The sequence below is a fragment of the Acidicapsa borealis genome (genome assembly GCF_059115245.1).
This window is the reverse complement of record NZ_JCACNY010000001.1, coordinates 1-20,132: the sequence shown is the minus strand read 5'-3', so window position 1 is coordinate 20,132 and position 20,132 is coordinate 1. Positions and strand designations below refer to the sequence as shown.

Annotated in this window: 15 protein-coding genes; 6 read left to right on the top strand and 9 right to left on the bottom strand. The window is 61.8% G+C overall.

The genetic code is table 11. From position 1 onward, the window contains the following. Positions 1 to 3 precede the first annotated feature (3 nt). From AC5S27_RS00075 to AC5S27_RS00055, 5 genes are all read right to left on the bottom strand, one after another. Positions 4 to 819, bottom strand: coding sequence for a carbohydrate-binding family 9-like protein (locus AC5S27_RS00075; protein WP_493932582.1), 816 nt, complete (start codon positions 817 to 819; stop codon positions 4 to 6). Positions 820 to 1,039: 220 nt separating this feature from the next. Beyond that, on the bottom strand, positions 1,040 to 1,687 hold the full coding sequence (locus AC5S27_RS00070; protein ID WP_493932581.1) for a Jag family protein: 648 nt from the start codon (positions 1,685 to 1,687) through the stop codon (positions 1,040 to 1,042). A gap of 178 nt (positions 1,688 to 1,865) precedes the next feature. Further along, entirely contained in the window at positions 1,866 to 2,423 is a 558-nt protein-coding gene (locus AC5S27_RS00065) for a DUF6580 family putative transport protein (RefSeq protein WP_493932580.1), read from the bottom strand. A 178-nt stretch (positions 2,424 to 2,601) separates the two neighbouring features. Then, entirely contained in the window at positions 2,602 to 3,123 is a 522-nt protein-coding gene (locus AC5S27_RS00060) for a Uma2 family endonuclease (RefSeq protein WP_493932579.1), read from the bottom strand. Positions 3,124 to 3,153: 30 nt separating this feature from the next. Continuing rightward, positions 3,154 to 4,281, bottom strand: a complete 1,128-nt coding sequence (locus tag AC5S27_RS00055) for a metal-dependent hydrolase (protein ID WP_493932578.1) — start codon at positions 4,279 to 4,281, stop codon at positions 3,154 to 3,156. 176 nt (positions 4,282 to 4,457) lie between these two features. On the opposite strand from AC5S27_RS00055, the gene AC5S27_RS00050 reads away from it, so the two are divergent. Together AC5S27_RS00050 and AC5S27_RS00045 are read left to right on the top strand one after the other, a co-directional pair. Then, the gene (locus tag AC5S27_RS00050) at positions 4,458 to 4,724 is read left to right on the top strand and encodes a hypothetical protein (RefSeq protein ID WP_493932577.1); all 267 of its coding nucleotides are present in this window, start codon (positions 4,458 to 4,460) and stop codon (positions 4,722 to 4,724) included. Next, positions 4,724 to 5,902, top strand: a complete 1,179-nt coding sequence (locus AC5S27_RS00045) for a glutathionylspermidine synthase family protein (RefSeq protein ID WP_493932576.1) — start codon at positions 4,724 to 4,726, stop codon at positions 5,900 to 5,902. Before AC5S27_RS00050 ends, AC5S27_RS00045 begins: the two co-directional genes overlap by 1 nt. A gap of 166 nt (positions 5,903 to 6,068) precedes the next feature. Here the strand turns inward: AC5S27_RS00045 and AC5S27_RS00040 are convergent, their stop codons facing one another. Continuing rightward, on the bottom strand, positions 6,069 to 8,243 hold the full coding sequence (locus AC5S27_RS00040; RefSeq protein WP_493932575.1) for a beta-galactosidase: 2,175 nt from the start codon (positions 8,241 to 8,243) through the stop codon (positions 6,069 to 6,071). Positions 8,244 to 8,471: 228 nt separating this feature from the next. On the opposite strand from AC5S27_RS00040, the gene AC5S27_RS00035 reads away from it, so the two are divergent. Beyond that, the gene (locus AC5S27_RS00035) at positions 8,472 to 9,392 is read left to right on the top strand and encodes a hypothetical protein (RefSeq protein ID WP_493932574.1); all 921 of its coding nucleotides are present in this window, start codon (positions 8,472 to 8,474) and stop codon (positions 9,390 to 9,392) included. Positions 9,393 to 9,509: 117 nt separating this feature from the next. Here AC5S27_RS00035 and AC5S27_RS00030 read toward each other — a convergent pair whose 3' ends face one another. From AC5S27_RS00030 to AC5S27_RS00020, 3 genes are all read right to left on the bottom strand, one after another. After that, positions 9,510 to 11,915, bottom strand: coding sequence for a S9 family peptidase (locus tag AC5S27_RS00030; protein ID WP_493932573.1), 2,406 nt, complete (start codon positions 11,913 to 11,915; stop codon positions 9,510 to 9,512). A 132-nt stretch (positions 11,916 to 12,047) separates the two neighbouring features. Continuing rightward, positions 12,048 to 14,441 (bottom strand): cyclic nucleotide-binding domain-containing protein, encoded by a 2,394-nt coding sequence (locus AC5S27_RS00025; protein WP_493932572.1) that lies wholly within the window; start codon positions 14,439 to 14,441, stop codon positions 12,048 to 12,050. A gap of 55 nt (positions 14,442 to 14,496) precedes the next feature. Beyond that, on the bottom strand, positions 14,497 to 15,420 hold the full coding sequence (locus tag AC5S27_RS00020) for an alpha/beta hydrolase (protein WP_493932571.1): 924 nt from the start codon (positions 15,418 to 15,420) through the stop codon (positions 14,497 to 14,499). Between the two features lie 209 nt (positions 15,421 to 15,629). Here AC5S27_RS00020 and AC5S27_RS00015 point away from each other — a divergent pair, with 209 nt between their 5' ends. The 3 genes from AC5S27_RS00015 to AC5S27_RS00005 all read left to right on the top strand — a co-directional run. Continuing rightward, a complete protein-coding gene (locus AC5S27_RS00015; RefSeq protein WP_493932570.1) occupies positions 15,630 to 16,523 on the top strand; it encodes a sugar phosphate isomerase/epimerase family protein in 894 nt (297 codons plus the stop codon). Between the two features lie 88 nt (positions 16,524 to 16,611). Beyond that, positions 16,612 to 17,967, top strand: coding sequence for a Gfo/Idh/MocA family protein (locus AC5S27_RS00010; RefSeq protein ID WP_493932569.1), 1,356 nt, complete (start codon positions 16,612 to 16,614; stop codon positions 17,965 to 17,967). Positions 17,968 to 18,148: 181 nt separating this feature from the next. Beyond that, a partial coding sequence (locus AC5S27_RS00005; protein ID WP_493932568.1) for an ABC transporter permease occupies positions 18,149 to 20,132 on the top strand: 1,984 nt, incomplete at its 3' end.

Here is a 20,132-nt window from a genome sequence, read left to right as displayed (position 1 = left end):
CCGTTACCGCTTGTCTTGGAAGTTCAAGTAGCCCCACTTTTCCGGGACGTGCATGTTGATTACGCCTTGGGGGGACCAGACCCAGTTGGCTTCGTGTTCGCCGGGTTGCTGGTGGCCCTGGAGCCATTCGACGCGGCTGAAGTTGAAGCGCCATTGGTCGCCGGCCTTGGGGTGCGCTACGGGCAGGCGGCTGGTGTAGGCGGCGAAGGGGATGGCGATTTCTACGGTCCAGCCGTGGTCTTTGTCGGACGCGTTGTTGAGGGTGCCTTTGAGGGCTACTGCGGTTTTGAGGCCGGGGATGTTCCAGCTGTCGTCGGCTTTGCCGCCCTGGTTGTAGGGGCGGTTGAGGTAGAGGTCCCAGCTGGTGTTGCGGGCGTTGATCTCGAACTCGAAATAGCCGGGGGCCGGCATTTTCTGGCCTGCGGGGCCTTCTACGGTGGCTGGGGGTTTCACGAAGAATTCGAAGTCGTTGTCTTTGAAGATGACGGAGTCGTGTTCGGTGAGTTTGGCCTGGAGGTTGGGTTCTTCCAGCTCGGCGGCGATGTAGAGGTACTGGTCGTCCCAGAGCAGCTTGGCGCGGGTGCGGTAGCGGGGCTTGGGATTGGCAGGATTGGCTGCGCCTTCGATGTCGATAAAGTCTTCGGTCCAGGGGGCGGTGCGCCAGGCTGGGTCGTCCAGTTTGCCGTCGATCTTGATGGGCTTGGGGGTGTGGAGGCAGTTGTAGGTGAGGGGTGTTTCAGGGGTGGGTTGGGCTTGGGAGAGGCTCAATAGGCTGAGGGCGAATAGGGCTGCCAGGGGCTTTGCGGCGGATAGGTACATGGGCGGTATTGTTGCATACGCGGACTGGCAACAGCAGATTCCCTTCGGGAATGACTGCAAGAAAGGCAAGGGCAACGACGGGCTGGGATTTGTGATTCCCACCCTAGCGACAAAAACAAAGGCGTCGCGAGGGTGGGGCACCCGCATTTGTTCTCGCGCCAGTGAAGACAGGCTTGCTTTTGCGGCTGGCTGCCTGCTGTTCGTTGCTATCTGCTTGCTGCTATCTGCGGCCGTAGCCGCCTCGGTCGCCGCCTCTGCCTCGGCCACGATCACCTCGGTCGCCTCTGCCGCCGCGGTCTCCACCTCTACCGCCTCGGTCGCCGTAGCCGGTGCGGACTGGCATTTGGGGGATGGGGGCTGGGAGGTCGGTGCGGCCTTTGGGGTAAACGACTAGGTAGCGCTCCTGGCCTTCGCCGAGGGATTGGGTCTCTACGTCTTCGATGGAGCGGAAGGCGAGGTGGAGCATACGGCGTTCGCGGGAGTTGGTGGGGGGGAAGCTGTAGGGGGTGCCGGTCTCGCGGACGCGCTCGGCGGCGGTTTCGGCGGAGAGCTGGATCTCCTGCTGGCGGAGGGCCTTGAAGTTGAGGGCGTCGAAGCTGACGAGGTCGTGTTCGCGGACGTCGAGGCGGAGGATCTGGATAGCGAGGTGCTCGAGGGAGCGGAGGAGTTCGCCGCCGCGCTGAGTAAGCAGGGGTGCGTCGAGGCCGTTGAGCTCGACGTTGAGGACTTCGGCGCCTACGTGTTCGCTGTCTGCAGGGACGGGGCTGGCGCTGATGCGGTACTTCAGCTTGAGGCCGCCGAGCTTGACGATCGAGTTGAGGAGAGTGGCGACTTTCTGCGCGGCCTGCTGAATGTTATCGATTGGCATGACGACTTAGTATTGCAAATTACCGGGGCAGGTGGGAATTGCTGGGCGGCCAAAAGCGATTTTCCGCGGTGGATCTCAATTCGATGCCGCAGGGGCTGAAGCCCCTTTTTCTGTTCGCTCGGATAGTGCCGGGGATAAATCCCCGGCCTACCCTACTGGCCCAGTGAGCAGGATACAGCTAGCGCTTGGCGCGGATGGGTGCGGGCTGGAGAGTGTTGTTATCGCGGAAGTGGCGGACGGTGGCTTCGGCTCCGAAGGCGAGGGCGAGGACCAGGCCGGTCGAGACCACGTCGCGTCCGTAGAAAGGCAGGCCGGCGATGTAGGCGGTGATGAGGCCGCCGAGATTGCTGGCGTACATGCTGCCGGGGCGGCTGAGGATCTGCCAGGCGGCAAAGTTGGAGATGAGGAAGAAGGAGGTGGGGCCGAGCAGGCCGGTGGCGATGAAGCGGACGGCTGAGGTGCGCGCGGAGAGCAGGATGTGGCCGAGAGCGATGGCGGCGGCGTACCAGGCCCAGGTGGAGAGGTAGTTCACTACGTTGAACTCGGAGCTGTAGACCTGGGTGGTGAGGTAGTAGTCGACCGCGGCGAAGGCGGCGACGGGGAGGAGCATCTCGCGCCAGTTGCGGCGGGCACCGAAGTAGAGCAGGGCGCCACCGACGGCGGTGAATCCGTACCAGCCGGAGTGGGGAATGACGCGGCTCAGGAGAGCGGCTAGCAGGAGCAGGTATGCGGGCATTGGTACCTCGGGTGCTGGATGGACCAGTGATCTTTCAGCGATGGATTGACAAGACGATACGGGAATCGACAGAAGTCTATGACCATTCTGGGGATTGAATGGGCTGGGGTCAACCGGGAATTGTTGATCGAGTCAATAAACGCGGTGATGCGGGTGAAATTTCGCGTGTAACGCTCCATCAGCGGAGTAGTTTCGCGATTTCGGTCATTTCGAAGTGGATGCCCTTCTCCGGGTGGGAAAAGGTGGTGCTGTCGGCGAGGCGACCCTGGTGGAAGCGCTGCCAGACCGGGAACGCACCGGCAGCGGGTGGGTCGATGAGCCAGATCTGGGGGATGCCCATTTGCTCGTAGAGGTCGAGTTTGCGCATGATTTCGCGGATCTTGTTTTCCGGGCTCAGGACTTCGAAGACGGCGACGGGAGGGAGGGTAGCGATCTTCTCTCGCGGATTTGCGGCGTCGAGGATGGTAACGTCGGGGACGAGAAAGTTCTCGCGCCTGACTTGCACGCGCAGTTCAGGACGGATACGGATGTTCCATTCGTCTTCATGCTGGTGAAACCAGTAGCAAATAGCGCCTAGCCAGGAGGAGTGGTCGTCTTCGCCCACGGGTCGCTCCATAATTTCGCCATCGATGTATTCGGCGTCTGGCTGATAGTCGGAGCGGAGGTAGACTTCGACGGGAACCTGGGTTGTCGCGGCCATGGCGCTCTCCTATGGGTCTTGATTCTACGCCTACTTTTGTTCTCTGCCTCCGATGAACTGGCCGGCTTCTTCCTTGCTGCCGTTGGGGCCATCGACGATGTAGACCCAGCCAGCCAAGCCTGTGGTTGGCAGGGTGGCGGCTAGCGGGCGGCTGGAGCCGGTGCCCATGCTGGTGTCGAGATAGGCGTAGGCGAAGCGGAGGTCGCTGAACTCGATCGTGGTCCAGTTGCGGTTGGCGGGGAAGTCTGGCGGGGGCTGTTTAGGGGCGGCTTGCGGGCCGATGTCTCGGACGACTGGCCACTGGGACCAGTCGAGGTAGACCTGGCCGAGGCGCGACTGGCGGGCGGCGATGATGGCTGGGGTCCAGGCTGGTTTGAGGAGGACGTTGTTGCGGGGGTCGGATTCGACTTGATTGGTGCGAGTGTCGACTTCGGCGGTTTGCCAGGTGGTGCCGGTTTCGAGCAGGGCGTGCCAGCGGAAGGGGCTGAACGGATAGGGTTCGAGGGCGGTGCGGCTGGCTGGGGTGGCTGTGACCTGAGCCTGGGCTACTAGATTGGAGGCTTTGGCGTGCTGTGACCAGCGGAGGCCCCAGACGGCGACCATTCCTATCAGGGCGAAGATGGCCCAGCCGCGGCCTCGGAACTGCTGGCGGTGGGCGCCTACTTCGCGGTCGGTGAGGCCGAGGAGGGCGGGAACGATTATGGCGAGGAGGAGGAGTGCCCAGAGGACGGGGTCGGCTATGAAGACGAGGTCGCCGGAGTACCAGCGGGTGTTGAAGGGGAAGAAGGGACGGACACCGTAGTTGTTGGTCCAGTCGAGCAGGATGTGGCTTAGCGCGGCGATGAAGGCGGAGAAATAGACCCAGAGCCAGCGGATGGGTTGGGGATCGCGGATGGGTTTGCGGCGGGAGCTGATCGCCTTATCAACGCACCAGACGAAGCCGGTGATGACCAGCGCGACGACGGGGACGGCGACGAAGGTATGGGTGATGCCGCGATGGTGGGCGAAGCTGACGACGGGCCCGGCGACGCCCCAGAAGACATCCATGTCAGGGGCTTCGGCGGCGAGGGTGGCGGCCAGTGTGGCGTAGGCGGTGCGGCGGTTGAGGCCGGCGCGTCCGATGCAGGCTCCGGTGAGGAAGTGGGTTACTGGCTCCATGGTGGCCATTCTAGCGGGATTGTGGAGGGTTCGTTGCCTGATAACGGCCAGTGTTCACAGGAAGACTTGCTGTACCCCGCTCTGGGGTGGGGTCAGGAACGCTGCGGATAGATTCCGCGTAGTATCACTGGGATTGTTTTTGGTTGGCAATTCTGTCAGGATCTGTACTTACTTCCATGCGTAAATCGAAAGAAGTTCCACTTACTTTGCTGGCTGCTGCCGCGATGGTTTCGATCGGCTGCCATAACGGTCCGCGCCATTGCGTGGATGCGCAAAATCACCTTATGCCGGACTCCTATTGTGAGGTCTCTCACGGTGGCGGCTACTTCTATGTGTATGGCGGTTCGAGTGGCGGGCATATCGGTGATTCTGTCGTCGGAGCCAGCAGGTCGAGCGTGAGCTTTGGCGGGTTTGGGCACGGCGGCGGCGAAGGCGGCGAGTGATGCGAAGGCGCACGATTACGCCACGAGCCGACTGGCAGCGGAAGGTAGAGCGCGTTGGGCTGACGTACCACTCGCTCGACGATGGCAGCCCTTATTGGGATGAGTCTGCATACTGGGAGTTTTCCGCGGCAGAGATTGACCGGCTGGAGGCGGCTACGGCGGAGATTCAGCGATTGGCGCTGGCTGCTGGTGGAGTGATTCTGGAGCGCGACTGGCTGGGCCGGATGGGCATTCCGGCGAAGGCTGCGGCGCTCATTCGCGAGACGTGGCAGAGCGAGCCTCCGGCGCTATATGGACGGCTTGATCTGGCCTTTGACGGGCCGCAGATCAAGCTGCTCGAATACAACGCGGATACGCCTACTTGTCTTGTGGAAGCGGCGGTGGCGCAGTGGTATTGGCTGGAGGAGTGTTTCCCCAAGGCGGACCAGTTCAATTCTCTGCATGAGAAGTTAGTGGCTAAGTGGAAGGATCTGCTGCCGTATGTTTCTCAGCCGGTCTACTTCGCCCATGATGGGGCGGAGGAAGATGGGATGACCATTGCCTATCTGCAGGACACGGCGCATCAGGCGGGATTGAAGACCTCCGGGCTGGCGATGCGGCAGGTGGGATGGGACAGCGCCGGTGAGCGGTTTGTCGATGGGCGGCGGGATGAGTTGCGGACGATCTTCAAGCTGTACCCGTGGGAGTGGATGCTGGGGGATGCGTTTGGGGATCATGCGCTGGCGACGATGAATGCTGCTTCGCAGAAGCCGGTGGCGGGCAAGGTCCAGTGGATTGAGCCCATCTGGAAGATGATGTGGTCGAACAAGGCGGTGCTGGCGATTCTCTGGGAGCTGTTTCCGGATCATGAGCTGTTGCTGCCTGCTTATCTCGATGGACCGCGCAAGATGCAGAACTATGTGCGTAAGCCGCTGGTGGGACGTGAGGGCGCGGGGGTGCAGGTGTTTCGTAACTGGGCTGAAGAGGGCGGTGCGGCGAAGGCCAATGCTCTCGATGCCAAGGCGGCTGGCGGAGGCTATGTTTACCAGGCGATGGCTTCTATGGCGCAGGCGGATGGGAAGACTGCGGTGTTGGGGAGTTGGCTGATCGATGGTGAGCCGGCGGGGATGGGGATTCGGGAGTCGGATGGATTGATTACGAATAACTTGAGCCGGTTTGTGCCGCATTTGTTTCGGTGATGGCCGGCCGGAACAGCAGATTCCCTTCGGGAATGACAACCAGAAAAGCAAAGGCAGGTGCAACGACAGGCTGGCATTTGCTACTCCCACCTTAATCGCAAGTGCGCGATGAAGGTGGGCCACCCGGCGTTCGGTTGTACTGCCTGCTTGCTTATAGAAGCTCTGGCTATTCTTCGATGATTGCCAAGTCCCAGGGCTTCAGGGTTATGGATTGGTTGGGGTTGACTGCTGTGCTAGTTAGCAGGTCTTTCCCTGCGGCGTAGGGGTAGTTGAAGGTCTGAGTGTCGCTGGAGTAGTTGAGGTAGTAGTGGAGTTTTTTGCCTTCGCGGTTGGTGCCGTGTTTTACGTGGACTGGGGCTGGGAGATGCTGGTCGGCGCTGGCCAGGCCTGCGCTCTTGATTTCATCGGCGATGAGTTTGGCTTGCAGGGTGTCGGAGAGTTCTGTGCCTTCGTAGGTGAGCTGGCCTGAGCCGAAGTGGTTGCGGGTGATGGCTGGCCATTTTCCGAAGAAGGGGTGGTCGTAGTATGCGAGGGCTTCGGCGTGTTCGAGCAGGAGGAACTCGGCCCAGGTGCTGACCTTGTTTTCTTCGCCTGCATGGAAGGGGTCACCTTTGAGGGCGAGCGGCTTTTCTAAGTTGGAGAACTCCTGGTAGCTGAAGCCTGCTGCTTCGCGGAGTGGGCCGGGGGCGCGGGTCCAGCGGACTGCAGAGTTTTCGTTGGCGAAGCCGGATTTGAAGCACATCAGGACATGGCCGCCATTTTTGACGTAGTCGCTGATGCGCTTCAGGAGGGCGTCATCGGCCACATAGAGCGGCGGAATGACGAGCAGCTTGTATTGCGAGAAGTCGCCGCTGTTGGGGAAGACGAAGTCTACTCCGATGTTCTGGTTGTAAAGGCTGCGATGGAGCTGGCCGAGGACGGTGGTGTAGGCGTCGCCGGGGACGCCGGGGGTCCAGCCATTGCCGTATTTGCGGTCATAGGGCATGAAGACGATGCCGTTGTCGGAATCGACGCTGTAGAGGATGGCGACCTGATTCTTGATCTTGAGGTCGACGAGCTGGGGGCCGATTTTCTGGAGTTCGTGAGCGGTTTTGGAGACTTCGGCGTAGACGCGGTTGGGTTCGAGATCGTGGCTCAGGATGCCTTTCCAGTAGGTCTCCTGCCCGGCGTGGATGGAGTGCCAGTGCCAGTACTCGACCATGTTGGCGCCGCTCGAGAGATAGGTATAGACGTCGAGGCGGACCTGGCCGTCGTAGGGCGGGAACTGTCCAGCTGAATCCCAGCCGAGGGTCTGGGCGTTGGTTTCGGTGATGAGGAAGTTGTCGCGCTTGAGCGAGCGGGCCCAGTCGCTTTCCTGCGCCTGCCAGGCGCCGTCCATGTGGTCCTGAGTGCCGTGGTAGGTGTTGTTGGCGACGATGTCGAGAGCTTTGGCGACGGCCAGCTCGTCCTTGTCTTTCTTCATGGAGCCGCCGTAGTCGTGGGTGACGAACTGGTCTGGGCCGCGGAACTGACGAACGAGACCGGCCTGCCAGGTGAGGAAGTCTGCGACCCGCATCTGCTGCCAGCGGGACCATTCGAGCTTGTAGCTGGTGCTGGTGGCGTGGTCGGGGCGGGGCATGTTTTCCCAGCCGTTGACGTCCTGGCCCCAGTAGTTAAGGAACCAGGCTTTGTTCATGGCATCGGTGGTGACGAATTTCTTCTTGAGGTGCTCGACGAAGCCGTTGAAGACGTCGTCGTTGTAGGCGCCGTAGGAGGTGGTTTCGTTGTCGATCTGCCAGCCGATGACGGTGGGGTTGTTGCGGTAGTGGGCGACCATCTTCTCGATGACGCGTGCGGAGTACTTGCGGAAGATGGCGTTGTCGGTGTCCATGTTCTGGCGGATGCCGTAGGTGACTTCGCCGCCGACGAGGGGCGCGCCCTGCGGGCGGACGAGGATTTCGGGGTGGGCATTGGCCATCCAGGTGGGGATGGAGTAGGTCGGGGTGCCCATGATGACCTTGATGCCGGCCTTGCTCATGGCATCGACGACGGTGTCCATCCATGCGTATTCGAAGTGGCCGTCGGAGGGCTCCCAGAGCGCCCAGCTTGATTCGCCCATGCGGACGACGGAGATGCCGGCGTCTTTCATCATCTGGACGTCTTTTGCGAGGCGTTTGGCGCGTAGGGCTGGCTGGCCGTCGCCTTCGTCGGGCATGTATTCGTTGTAATAGGCGGCGCCGTAGAGGATGGTGGGGAGCGGCTTGGAGGTGTTCTGGGCGTGGGCGAAGGGCGCGGCGACGAAGGCCGAGAGGAGGCCGATGGAGAACGTTTTCTGGAGGCGGCGGAAACGGGATTCGTGCATTGGCTTCACTTCCGTTGGGGGTTTCAAAAGACGGTTCATCCTACAGGATGGAAAAGGCGGCGCGCATCTCAAAACCGCGATGGCACAGAGGAACTAGATTACGGCGGTGCAATTGGAACCAGTTCTTTTTCGCGCGGCGGGGAGATAATTGAGAGTCCTGCGGGATGTGTGTGGCTTCCAATAGACGTTGCTGGCTGTACGAAATTTGTTCGAGAAAGAGGGCCTTTGATGCGTATTTCCCCCACCCCATTTGTTGTTTTCCATGTGCGGCCGGTGATGGCTGCGGCTTTGCTGGCGGTTGCCATGTCTTCTGTGGCGCTTACGGGTTGCAAGTCCGCGCAGGATAAGGCGCTGGAACAGGCCAAGGCGCAGGCTGCCTCGAGCGGGCAAGCACAGCAAATTGTGAGCACGGATAAGGACGGTAATACGGTGACGACGGTGGTGCAGCCGCCGGTGCCCGGGCAGCCGGGACAGGTTGTTTCTACGACTGTGACGCCGAAGGGCGCGACGGCTGCGGCACCCGCACCCACTACGGATCAGGCTGCGACGGGAACGGCTCCTGCTCCCGCGCCGACTCCGGCTCCTGCGCCGAATCAGCCTCCTGTCGTTTCGCCGGTGCCGCCTCCGCCACCGCCACCGATTAATGTGGCTGCGGGGACGACCCTGGTGATTCGTGTGGATCAGACGATCAGTGCGAAGGGCAGCCGGCCGGGAGACAAGTTTACTGGCGAGATCGTGGAGCCGGTGACGGCTGGCGGCCAGGTGGTGATTCCGAAGAAGACGCCGGTGGGCGGTGAAGTAGTGGCTGCGAAGGGTCGCGGGAAGTTCAAGGGAGCGGCGGATATTGAGCTTAGGCTGGTATCGCTGACGCTGGATGGGAAGCAGTATCCGCTGGATACGAAGGATGTGCTGCGGACGAAGAAGGGCAAGGGCAAGCGGACGGCTGCGTTTGTTGGAGGCGGCGGTGGATTGGGCATGCTGATTGGCGGACTGGCCGGTGGCGGCAAGGGTGCGCTGATTGGCGGTCTGGCTGGGGCTGGCGCGGGTACGGCGGGTGCGGGATTGTCTGGGAATAAGGATCTGGTGATCCCGGCGGAGTCGATTGTGCGGTTCAAGCTGGCGGATGATTTGGAGATTGACCGGGACTGATAGGGCAGCGATGTTGGCCGCGATGCACAGGAATAGCTAACAGAGAACAGCAAAAGCCTGAGGTTGACAGCCTCAGGCTTTGCTTTGCTCGTTGTTTGATCCGCTGGTGGAGGTTGGTTATTGGTCCGGGTCGTCCTGGTCTGGCTCGGGGCCGTTGGCGGCCATGCTGCGGAGGACGGAGACGGGCTGCATCTGGTACTGGTCGGGTGGGGTGGCGCCTGCGAGGTAGCGCACGAAGTAGTCCCAGCGGCGGCGTGTCATGTAGAGGGTGGCGTACGCATAGCCGTGAGGGACGTTGGGAATGAGCAGGAGGTCGAAGTCCTTATTGGCTTTGATGAGGGCTTCTACGACGATCAGGGTGTTGTTCGGCGGGACGTTGTCGTCCATGGTGCCGTGGGCCAGGAGTAGATGGCCTTTGAGGTTCTTGGCGTAGTTCTGGTTGGCCTGGGTGTCGTAATTGCTGGTGCCGTCGGCGTTGACGACGGGGACGCCTGCCCACTTTTCGGCCCAGTCGTCTTCGTAGTCGCGCTGGTCGTGGTTGCCGCTCTCGGCGATGCCTACTTTGAAGAAATCCGGGTAGTGGAACATGGCGGCGCCCGTAGCGTTGCCTCCGCCGGAGTGACCCCAGATACCAGCGCGGTCGAGGTCGATGAAGGGGTACTTGGCGGCGAGCTGCTTCATGCCGGTGACCTGGTCGGGGAGGGTGTTGTCGCCGAGGTCGCCGAAGTAGGCTTCGTGGAAGCTCTTGGAGCGGAGGTTGGTGCCCATGCCGTCAATACAGACGACGACAAAGCCGAGTTCTGCGAGGGCCTGGTTGTCTCCGCGGGCAGCGCTGAAGCTGCGGCTCCCGCAGGAGCCGATCTGAGGGCCGGGGTAGACGTAGTTGATGATGGGGTATTTCTTCGATGCATCGAAGCTGGTGGGCTTGAACATGAGGCCGTAGAGGTCCGTCTTGCCGTCGCGGGCTTTGACGGTGATGGGGGTGGGCGGGACCCAGCCTGCGGCGAGGAGTTTGCTGATGTCCTGCTTGGCGACTTCCATCAGCTGCTTGCCTTCGGCGTTGCGGACGATGGTGATCTGGGGCTGCGTTGGGGTGGAGTAGGTGTCGACGAAGTAGCGGCCGTCGGGGGAGAGCTTGATGGTGTGATCGGCATTCTCCGGCGTGAGGAGCTTCTGGCCGGTGCCGTCGAAGTGGATGCTGTAGAGGTGCTGGAAGTAGGGGTCGCGACCCGCTTCGCGGCCTACGCCGAGGAAGTAGATGGTGCGAGCTTTTTCGTCGACGCGGAGGACCTGGGTTACGTTGCCTTCGCCGTGGGTGATCTGGTTCTTGAGCTTGCCGGTGATGAGGTCGTAGAGGTACAGCTGGCCCCAGTTGTCGCGCTCGCTGAACCAGAGGATTTCGTTGGACTTGGGCAGGTAGTGCCAGTTGACCTTGTTGTCGCCGCTTTCAAAGAACTTGGGGGCGGACTCGGTCAAGACTTCGCGGACTTCGCCGGTGGCGGTGTCAGCTACGCGGAACCATTCCTGCTTGTGGTCGCGGGAGGTGGAGACGAAGGCGAGGTAGGTGTTATCGGGGCTGAATTCGACGTCGTCCCAGGTAGTTCCGTGGCAGGCTACGTCATCGCAGATGGTCGAACGGTGCTGGTCGGGCGGCATCTTGAGGCGGGTCATTTTGCCGGTCGGGAGGTCAATGACGACGCGTTCGATCATGGTGATATCTTTGTCGCCGACTAATGGGTACTTCCAGGCTTCGAGCTTGGGGTGGCCATTGGTGACGGGGACGAGGTACATTTCGCCGGTCTTGCGCTGGTCCTGCTGGAAGGTCGCGATCTTCTTCGAGTCGTCGGACCAGAGAACGATGGCGGCGTCAGAGTGCTTCCAGCCGGCGTTGTCGGTAGCGTAGCCGTAGTCTTTCTGGCCGTCGGTGGTGAGCTGGGTTTCTTTGCCGGTGGCCATGTCGCGGAGCCAGAGGTTCCAGTCGCGGATGAAGACGCCCAGCTTCTTGTCGGGCGAAAGGTTGAGGCGCTCCTTCGGCGGCGCGGGCGCTGCGGTACAGGTGTAGGCGGCTGCGAGAGTGCAGTGGTAGGTGGCGCCGGCGTAGGTGAAGTCGAGGATTGAATCGTGGTCGGTCAGGGCGAGTTCGGAGAGCTTTAGGTGGTGGGCGTCGTCTTTGAGCTCTGGCTTGGCTACCGCCTTTAGAGCTTCCGCTAGTTTTGTGTGGTCGAAGGCTGGGGCGTGGGTGCCTTTAGCGGGGTCGACGAGGGTGTAGGTGATGCCGGAGTCGTCGACGGCGCGGTACCAGAAGCGGGGTTCCTTCTCGTCTTTCCCATCTGGCAACCATTCCGCTTTGACTACGCCCTTCCAGGCGAGCGGGGTGACGTTGTAGGACATGAACTTTTCGGCCTGGGCGTAGTCGGCGGTGGTGTATTGGCGGGGCTGGCTTGCGACCTGCGCGACGGAAGGGATGGAGAAGCTGCAGGCCAGAGCGGCGGCAGTAAAAATGGCGGATCTGTGGATGGACACTTCGCGGGTTCTCCCGGAATTCGAATTACGCAGGCGGTTGCTGGCTGACTCGCTGTGGCATTGCGTGTGGGGACATCTTATATCGGGGAGGGCTGCGGGCAAAGATTCGCAGGGCTGGCGATCAGCGCGGCGCTATGGTTTCTGGTCAGCTGTTCCCAGCCAGGGGCGGCCGTTTTCCCTGATCCAGGCTTCGAGTTGCTGCCGGGCATGATCGTAGCCAATTTTGGACATTTCGTCGCCGCGATGGAAGTCGCGGATGGCGAACTGGTCGAGCGGGATGGTCATGTAAAGGTCGGCATTGTCCTGAATCTGCTGCTTGTGGCCTACGCCGCCGAGACGGATGAGGCGCATTAGAACGTCCGCGAGGGTGCCCATCTTCTGCTGGCGGCGGAAGGGATTGAAGTTGCGGGCGGCGACGCGCCAGCCGGAGACTTCCATGCCGAATTCCTGCCCGGCGGTGAACTCGGTTTCCGGGGAGACGTCGACGGCGAAGACGGTACCTGCCCCGGCGGTGTTGGTGATGGCGGCGCGCATGACGTCGGCGGGGATGTTGTTGACCAGGCCGCCATCGACGAGGACATCACCGTCCCAGCCAAGGGGTGGGAACATGCCAGGGGCGCGGCAGCTGGCGACGACGGACTTGAGCGCGGAGCCCTGGCGATGGACAACCATGCGGGCGTTGACGAGGCTTGCGGAGATGGCGAAGTAGGGGAGCCAGAGGTCTTCGATATCGAGTTTTTCAAGGTATTTGCCGAGGGCCAGCGTGACTTTTCGGCCGGAGAGCAGGCTGAGAATGGGCAGCGTGTAATCGCCCTTGAGGGCCTGGGCGCAGCCGTGATCCATGACTTCGAGCATCTGGTCGTGGGTAAACTCCTGGGCGCAGGCGGCGGCGATGATGGCACCCATGCTGGTGCCGCCGACAAAGTCGATGGGGATGTGGAGGTCGCGCATGGCATCGACGACGCCGATGTGGGCGAGACCGAGGGCGAAGCCTCCGCCGAGCACGAGGCCGACGGACTGGCCATTGAGGGCGCGGGCGATGCGGCCAACGTCGCCGGGGTGATGCTGGCCGAGACTATTGCGGCGGACGTGTTCGTGGGCGGTGAAACCGAGGGCGCGCTTCCAGCCGATGGTGTGGGTGACGCTTCCGGGGCCTTCGGTGTGGGTGAGGATGAGCGTGGTTTTGACCGAAGGGATGGTCTTGCGATTGAGGCGGACCATGGTTTGTTCGCTCTGGCGAGGGTCGGCGGGACCGCCGGCAACGACAAGCAGGACGTCGGCCTGTCGGAGGCAGCGGGAGGTCCATTCGCTTTCTTCGAAGCCGGATTGGTAGTCGGCTTCGTAGACGACGTGACGATAGATCCGTTCGAGGTCATCGAGCCAGGCGAGGAGGCGCCGTTGGGCTACTTCGGCGACCTGGGCGGTGAGCTGCTGTGCGGAATGCCTGCGTTGGACTGGCTGGAAGACGCGGTCGACGACGGTGCGGCTGAGGTGCAGGGTTGGTCCGAAGGCGGAGAGCTGGCGGACGAGCTCTGCGGCGAAGTCGCGGGCGCTGCCGGTTTGCTCCGTGGGTGAGAGGGGCAGGATGGCGATGGCGACGGGCGGGCGATTGAGTTGTCGAGATTGTGACGTGCGGTCGTGATTTTGCCGGCTGAGCCGGCCGGCGAGCTGGCGCGCAAAGAGGCCGAGGATCTCTGTTGGATGAGCGGCGACGAGGCGGTCGAAGGCGGTGCGATCGAGGCGCGCGAGGTGGGAATCGCGGACGGCGACGGCTGTGGCGGAACGTGCCTCTCCGGTGAGCATGGCCAGTTCGCCGAAGAGGTCGCCCTTGCCAAGTTCGGCCAGCTCGGCTTGTTCGGCTGGCTCGCTGGGTTCAGATGGGCTTCCGAGGGATGCCGATTCCGGCGTGCGCATAAGGCGGATTCGGCCGCTGAGGATGAGGAAGATGGCGTCGCCGGGTTCGCCTTTGTGGAAGAGAGTCTGGCCTGCGCGGACGTCGATGCGGGTGAGAGCCAGCGCGAAGGCGTGCCTGGCGGTGGAGGAGAGGCTGCTGAGCTGGCTGCTCTGGGCTACGGCTGTCGCGATCGAATAAGCATCCAGGCGTTCCACCATCCAGACGAGGGTGGGGGCCATTTCACCTGGAGATTCCGAGCAGAGCTGGTCGAAATCCGCTGCGGATAGGCATGCGACGGTGGTGGGCTCGGTTGCGGTGATGGTGGCGGGGTTGGGATGGCCGGTGAGAAGGGAGGATTCGCCGACGATCGAGCCGGGGCCGGCTGAGCCTAAATCGAGTGCTTGATTGAGGTGAGGGCTATCGAAGGTTGGGTTGGCGGCATGACTGGTGAGGGCGAGATTTCCGTTGAGGACGAGGAAGAGATCGTTGCCGGGGTCGCCTTCCTGGGCCAGCACTTCGCCGCGGGCGAGTGTTCGCAGCGGCATCCGCAGCGCGATGCGGCTGCGGATTTCGGCGGGCAGCTGAGCGAAGGCGGGTGTGGCGCTCAGCAGGGTGGCGATGGCGTCAGACATTGGTTGGCTGCGAAGAACAAGGCGATTGTAACCAAACTCGAAAAGCGAGGTCTTGCTATTGAACCATGTGGATGGTGTGCAGCCAGAGTTCTGCTGATTTGGGCCAGGTGGTGATGGGCCATTTTTCCTGGGGGCGGAGGCCGTAGCCGTGGCCGCCTTCGGCGTAGAGGTGGAGCTCGGCTGGGACTTTGGCTTTCTTCAGTGCGAGGAACCAGGTGGTCGCGTTTTCTACGTGGACTGGGTCGTCTTCTGCCTGGACGATGAAGGTGGGTGGGGTCTTTTCGGTGGGGTGCAGATCGAGCTTGTCGAGGAAGTTGCTGGTTTCGTCGGCAAGGTAGCCGGGGTAGATGACGACGGCGAAGTCGGGGCGGCAGGAGACCTGGTCTGTGGCGTCGACGGGGGTGTCGAGGCGCTTGTCGTAGTGGGTGCTGATGGCGGCGGCGAGGTGGCCTCCGGCGGAGAAGCCGAGGACGCCGATCTTGTTGGGGTCGATATGCCACTCGGCGGCGTGGACGCGGGTGATGCTGACGGCGCGCTGGGCGTCTTCGAGGGCGGCTGGGGATTTCGGATAGGGGCCGGTGTCGGGGACGCGATATTTGACTAGTAGGCAGGCAATACCCGCTCCGTTGAGCCAGTCGCAGACTTCGGTGCCTTCGAGGTCGATGGCGAGGATGTTGTAGCCGCCGCCGGGGAAGACGACGACGGCTGTGCCGTTGGGGGTGCCTTTGGCGGGGTAGACGGTGAGCGTTGGCACGGAGACGTTGTGGTGGATGATGATGGGGTTTCCTGCAATGAGGTCGGCCTTGGCTTTGGAAGAGGTGTCGGCTTCGGGGCCGGTGGTGGGGACGGGGTCGGGCGCGGCGGCGGGCCAGAGGTTGAGGGTAGTCAGGGTGGACGGTGGCGGCCAGACGCTTTGGGCAATTGCGCCAGGGGTGGCGGCTGCAAGGAGAACGGCTAGAGCGGCGGCGGATTTGCGCATAGTTGGGTCTGGCCTTTTGATTTCGCAGCGATGATTGCAGAGTGCGGGCGGCTCGGGCAACTATGGCTGACGGTTCCCAACACCGCACGGGGATGCCAGATGCTGGAATGGAAACGTTACACCCCTTACTTGAGGTGCGGGTATTGGTATATCGTGGCTTGCAGTTCACATCAGGCTCGTGGGTGGATGGTCTAAAAGGAGCGGCGGATATGAATTCTGTTTCGAGACGGCGTTTCATGGCGGTAACCGGTGCGGTTGGCGCCGTGGCGATGGCGGAAAACTTGCTGCCGCGGATGGCGAATGCGGCCGGGCTGGCGTGGCCGGTGGGCATTCAGCTCTACATGGTGGGCAAGGCGCTGACGGCTGATCCGGCGGGGACGCTGAAGCAGCTGTATGCCTGGGGCTACCGCGAGGTGGAGACGGCGGGGCTGGCCAAGCTCTCTGCAAAAGAGTTCCGGAAGTTGCTGGACGATACCGGGCTAAAGTGCCCGAGCGCGCATCTGCAGTTTGCTCCGGAGGAGATCGAGGCGCAGTTTGAAGTGGCGAAGACGCTGGGCGCGCACTATGCGGTGAGTTCGGTGCTGCATGGGGCTGAGCCGAAGCCTGAAGGGCTGGGCGTGGACGGGTTCAAGAAGGCGGCGGCGCTGATGAACGAGGCCGGAAAGAAGGCCAAGGCCGCAGGCCTGCAGTATGCGTATCACAATCATCATTTCGAGTTTGAGAAGATGCCGGATGGGAGTCCGGGCTACGACATCATCCTGAAGGAAACCGATCCGGCGCTGGTGAAGTTCGAGGTGGATTGCGGCTGGATGAGCATCGCCGGGCACAATCCGGTGGAGTACTTCAAGAACTATCCGGGGCGGTTCAAGATGTTGCACATCAAGGACTTCAAGCCTGTGGCGACACCGATCACCAGCTTTTCGGGAGATCGTCCGGTGGGGCGGGACCTGGGCACGGGGTTTGTGGATTACAAGCCGATCTTTGCTGCGGCCAAGGCGGCGGGTATTGAGCATATCTTCGCCGAGCAGGAAGAGCCGTTCCTGGTTTCGCAGATGGAGTCGGCGAAGGCGGACATTGCTTATCTGCACAAGATCAGCTCCTAGGAATCAGTTCCTAGGAATTTGAATCTCGGGTTTGAATTTCAGTACATCAGTTCGGGGCATTTCACTTTAGAAGCAGGAGACTGGAACATTGAGCAATTCTTGGAATCGTCGTGGTTTTCTCAAGGCAGCTAGCGTAGCCACTGTGGGTTCACTGGCAAGCGGCAAGCTGCATGCGTTGAGCGGCCTTCGGGCTGAGGGAGCAAGGGCCATTTCGGCCAATGATCACATTCAGATCGCGCTGATTGGCGCGGGTATTCAGGGGCAGGGGGATACGAAGCACGCGGTTGAAGTTCCGGGCGTGAAGCTGGTGGCTGTGGCGGATTGCTACCAGGGCCGGCTTGACCATGCCAAGGAAATCTGGGGTAAGGACATCTTTACCACCAAGGATTACAACGAGATCCTGGCGCGCAAGGACATTGACGCGGTCATCGTTGCGACGCCCGATCACTGGCACAAGACGGCGGCGTGCGACGCGATGAAGGCGGGCAAAGATGTTTATCTCGAGAAGCCGATGATCCATCTGTACTCGGACGGGCCGGAGATTATTGAGACGGCGGCTTCGACGAAGCGGATTCTGCAGGTGGGCAGCCAGCGCGTGAGCTCGATTGTGTACCAGAAGGCCAAGGATCTGCTGGCGGCCGGTGCGATCGGTCAGTTGAACATGATCCAGGCGCGCTGGGACCGCAACTCATCGCAGGGCGCGTGGAACTACACGGTGCCGCTGGATGCTTCACCGGAAACCTGCGACTGGCCGCGCTTCCTGGGATCGGCGGAGAAGATTCCGTGGAACCCGGAACACTTCTTCCAGTGGCGCAAGTGGAAGGCGTATGGCTCGGGTGTTGCGGGCGACTTGTTTGTGCATCTCTTCAGCGGAACGCACTTTATTACCGGTGCGAAGGGGCCGACGCGCGCTGTAGCTTCGGCGGCGTTGCGGTACTGGAAAGATGGGCGTGACGCTCCTGATGTGATGCTGGGCATCTTTGACTACCCCGAGGGCTTCAACCTGAGCTTGCGCGTGAACTTTGTGGACGGCGGCGAGGAGAGCGAAGGCTTTGTGTTCGCCGGCAGCGAAGGGCAGATGGAGATTGCCAATAACTCGGTGATTGTGACCCGTGCTCCGCGAGAAAAGGGACCGGGATTGACGATCGGCACCTATACCGAAGCGATGCAGGGGCAGCTGATCGAGAAGTACCACGAGAAGTATCCGATCGAGCATGAGAAGGGTTTGCCGCCGCTCAGCGAGGACAAGTACTCGGCTGATCCGATGTATTCGGACAGCTATGACCACTTCCACAACTTCTTCAACTCGGTGCGCAGCCGCAAGCAGCCGGTGGAAGATGCGACGTTCGGCTTCCGCGCGGCGGGTGCTGCGCTGCTGGCGAATGAAAGCTACCAGAAGGATGCCGTGGTTCACTGGGATCCGATTGCGATGAAGCTGGTTTAACCACCAACGCAGGTGGGCTCGAAACGGGTGTCCGGAAACGGACGCCCGTTTTTTGTTTTTGGGCTTTGGTTACGCCAGATTTGTGGGGATGTTGTTGAAATCACTGAGGCTCGGTCTGGAAATCGACGTGCATACTGTATTCAACCGCGACTTGAGCTAGAGACGCGAATGGAGGCAGGGCATGTTCAGCGTGATGCAGGATCTTCGATTGGCGGTACGGCAACTGCGGCGTTCGGGGACGTTTACGGTTACCGTGATCCTTACGCTGGCGATTGGCATTGGGCTGAATGCGGCGATCTTCACGATGGTGGACTCGATCCTGCTGAAGCCGCTGGGCTACCACGATGCGGACCGGATCTATTCGCTGAACACGCGCTTTCTGGATGAGAAGCGGGCTATTCCGCGCGTCGGCGGGGATGATTTCAAGGACATGGCGACGCGGGTTTCTTCGCTTGAGGCGACGGCCTTCTATAACAACTATCAGGATGGGATTCAGGCTGGGTCGCGGATGCTCTACACGGATATTGCGCTGGCCAGTCCGCAGTTTGGGCAGGTGATGGGCGTGGAGCCGGTTGCGGGGCGGCTGTTTCTGAGCAACGGCACGGTAAGCAATCCCGATGAAGTGCTGATCAGCAATGGATTCGCGCGGCAGAACTTCGGCTCTGCGTCGCAGGCGCTGGGGCAGACGATGAAATACTTCGGGGCACTGCGAACGATTGTGGGCGTGCTGCCGGATGGGTTTTCATTCCCGGGGAAGACACAGGTTTGGGTGGAGGGGCCTTCGTTCCCCGACGTTGCGAACCGGACTTCCTACAACCAGCGGGCGATCGGAAAAGTAAAGGCGGGGGTGTCAGCGGAGCAGCTGAATGCGGAGCTGGGGACGCTGTCGCGGCAGCTGGAGGCGGCGTATCCGGAGGACAAGCAGAAGGCGCTGGAGGCGGTGTCGCTGCAGGAGCAGCTGGTGGGCAAGATTCGCCCGACGCTGCGGCTGCTGCTGGGCTCGGTGGCGGTGGTGCTGCTGATTGTCTGCGCGAACATTACGCATCTGCAACTGGTGCGGGCGACGCAGTTGCGGCGGGAGATTACGATTCGGACGGCGCTAGGGGCTACGCGTGGTGCATTGGCGCGGCGGGCGGGGCTGGAAGTGCTCCTGTTGGCGCTGGCGGGATGTGCGGCGGGTGTACTGATTGCGCTGCCGGCGCTGCGGCTGCTGGTCCAGCTGGCGCCTCAGGAGATTCCGCGGCTGGCGGAGATTCACCTGAACTTCGACGTAGTGCTGTATTCCTTCCTGATCAGCGTCGTGACGATGTCGCTGGCGGCGATGCTGCCGTTGTGGCGGGCATGGCCGGTGGACCCAGCGGGAGCGATGAAGCAGGATGCTTCGCGAGGGACGGAGAGCCGGGGGTCGGGCCGGCTGCGGCAGGGTTTGGTCATTGGCGAGGTTGCGCTGACGTTGATGCTGAGCGTGGCCGCGCTGCTGCTGGTGAAGCAGTTGATTGCCGAGTCAGAGCAGGATCTGGGGTTTTCTCCGGAACGGCTGGTGATGCTGGACACGCACATGGCTCCGCACATGGGCAACCCTGATCCGAAGGCGCGGTATGCCGTCGATTCGCCGGATGGCATGGCGGATGTGGCTTCGCTCAACCAGATGCTGGCGCGGCTGCGGGCTGTTCCGGGTGTGGAGGGCGCCGATGCGATCTCCGGAGCGCCGATGAGTGCGGGCGGATCGAATGTGGGCTATGCGATCAAGGGACGGGCGGATTTCAAGCCGGGTGTAGAGAACCTGCCGGTAGCCAACATCATGGCGATGACGCCGGGATACTTCGCGACGATGGGTATTCCTGTACTACGCGGGCGCGGTCTTATGGAGACGGATGTAGCGGGTTCGGAGCCGGTGGTAGTGATCAGCGAGTCGCTGGCGAAGGAGCAGTTTCCGGGGCAGGATCCGATTGGGAAGCAGATCAAGTGCGGTTGGGATTTTCTCGAGGGCTGGATCACGATTGTGGGTGTGGTGGGCGATGTACGGCAGGATTCGCCGGCTTCTGTTCCCTTCCCCACGTTCTACACGCCGTTGACACAGCATGCGCATGCGGCGACGGATATGCAGGTGCTGGTGCGCACACGCACGGAGGCTGGTGTGATGTCGGCGACTCTAGCGAAGTTCA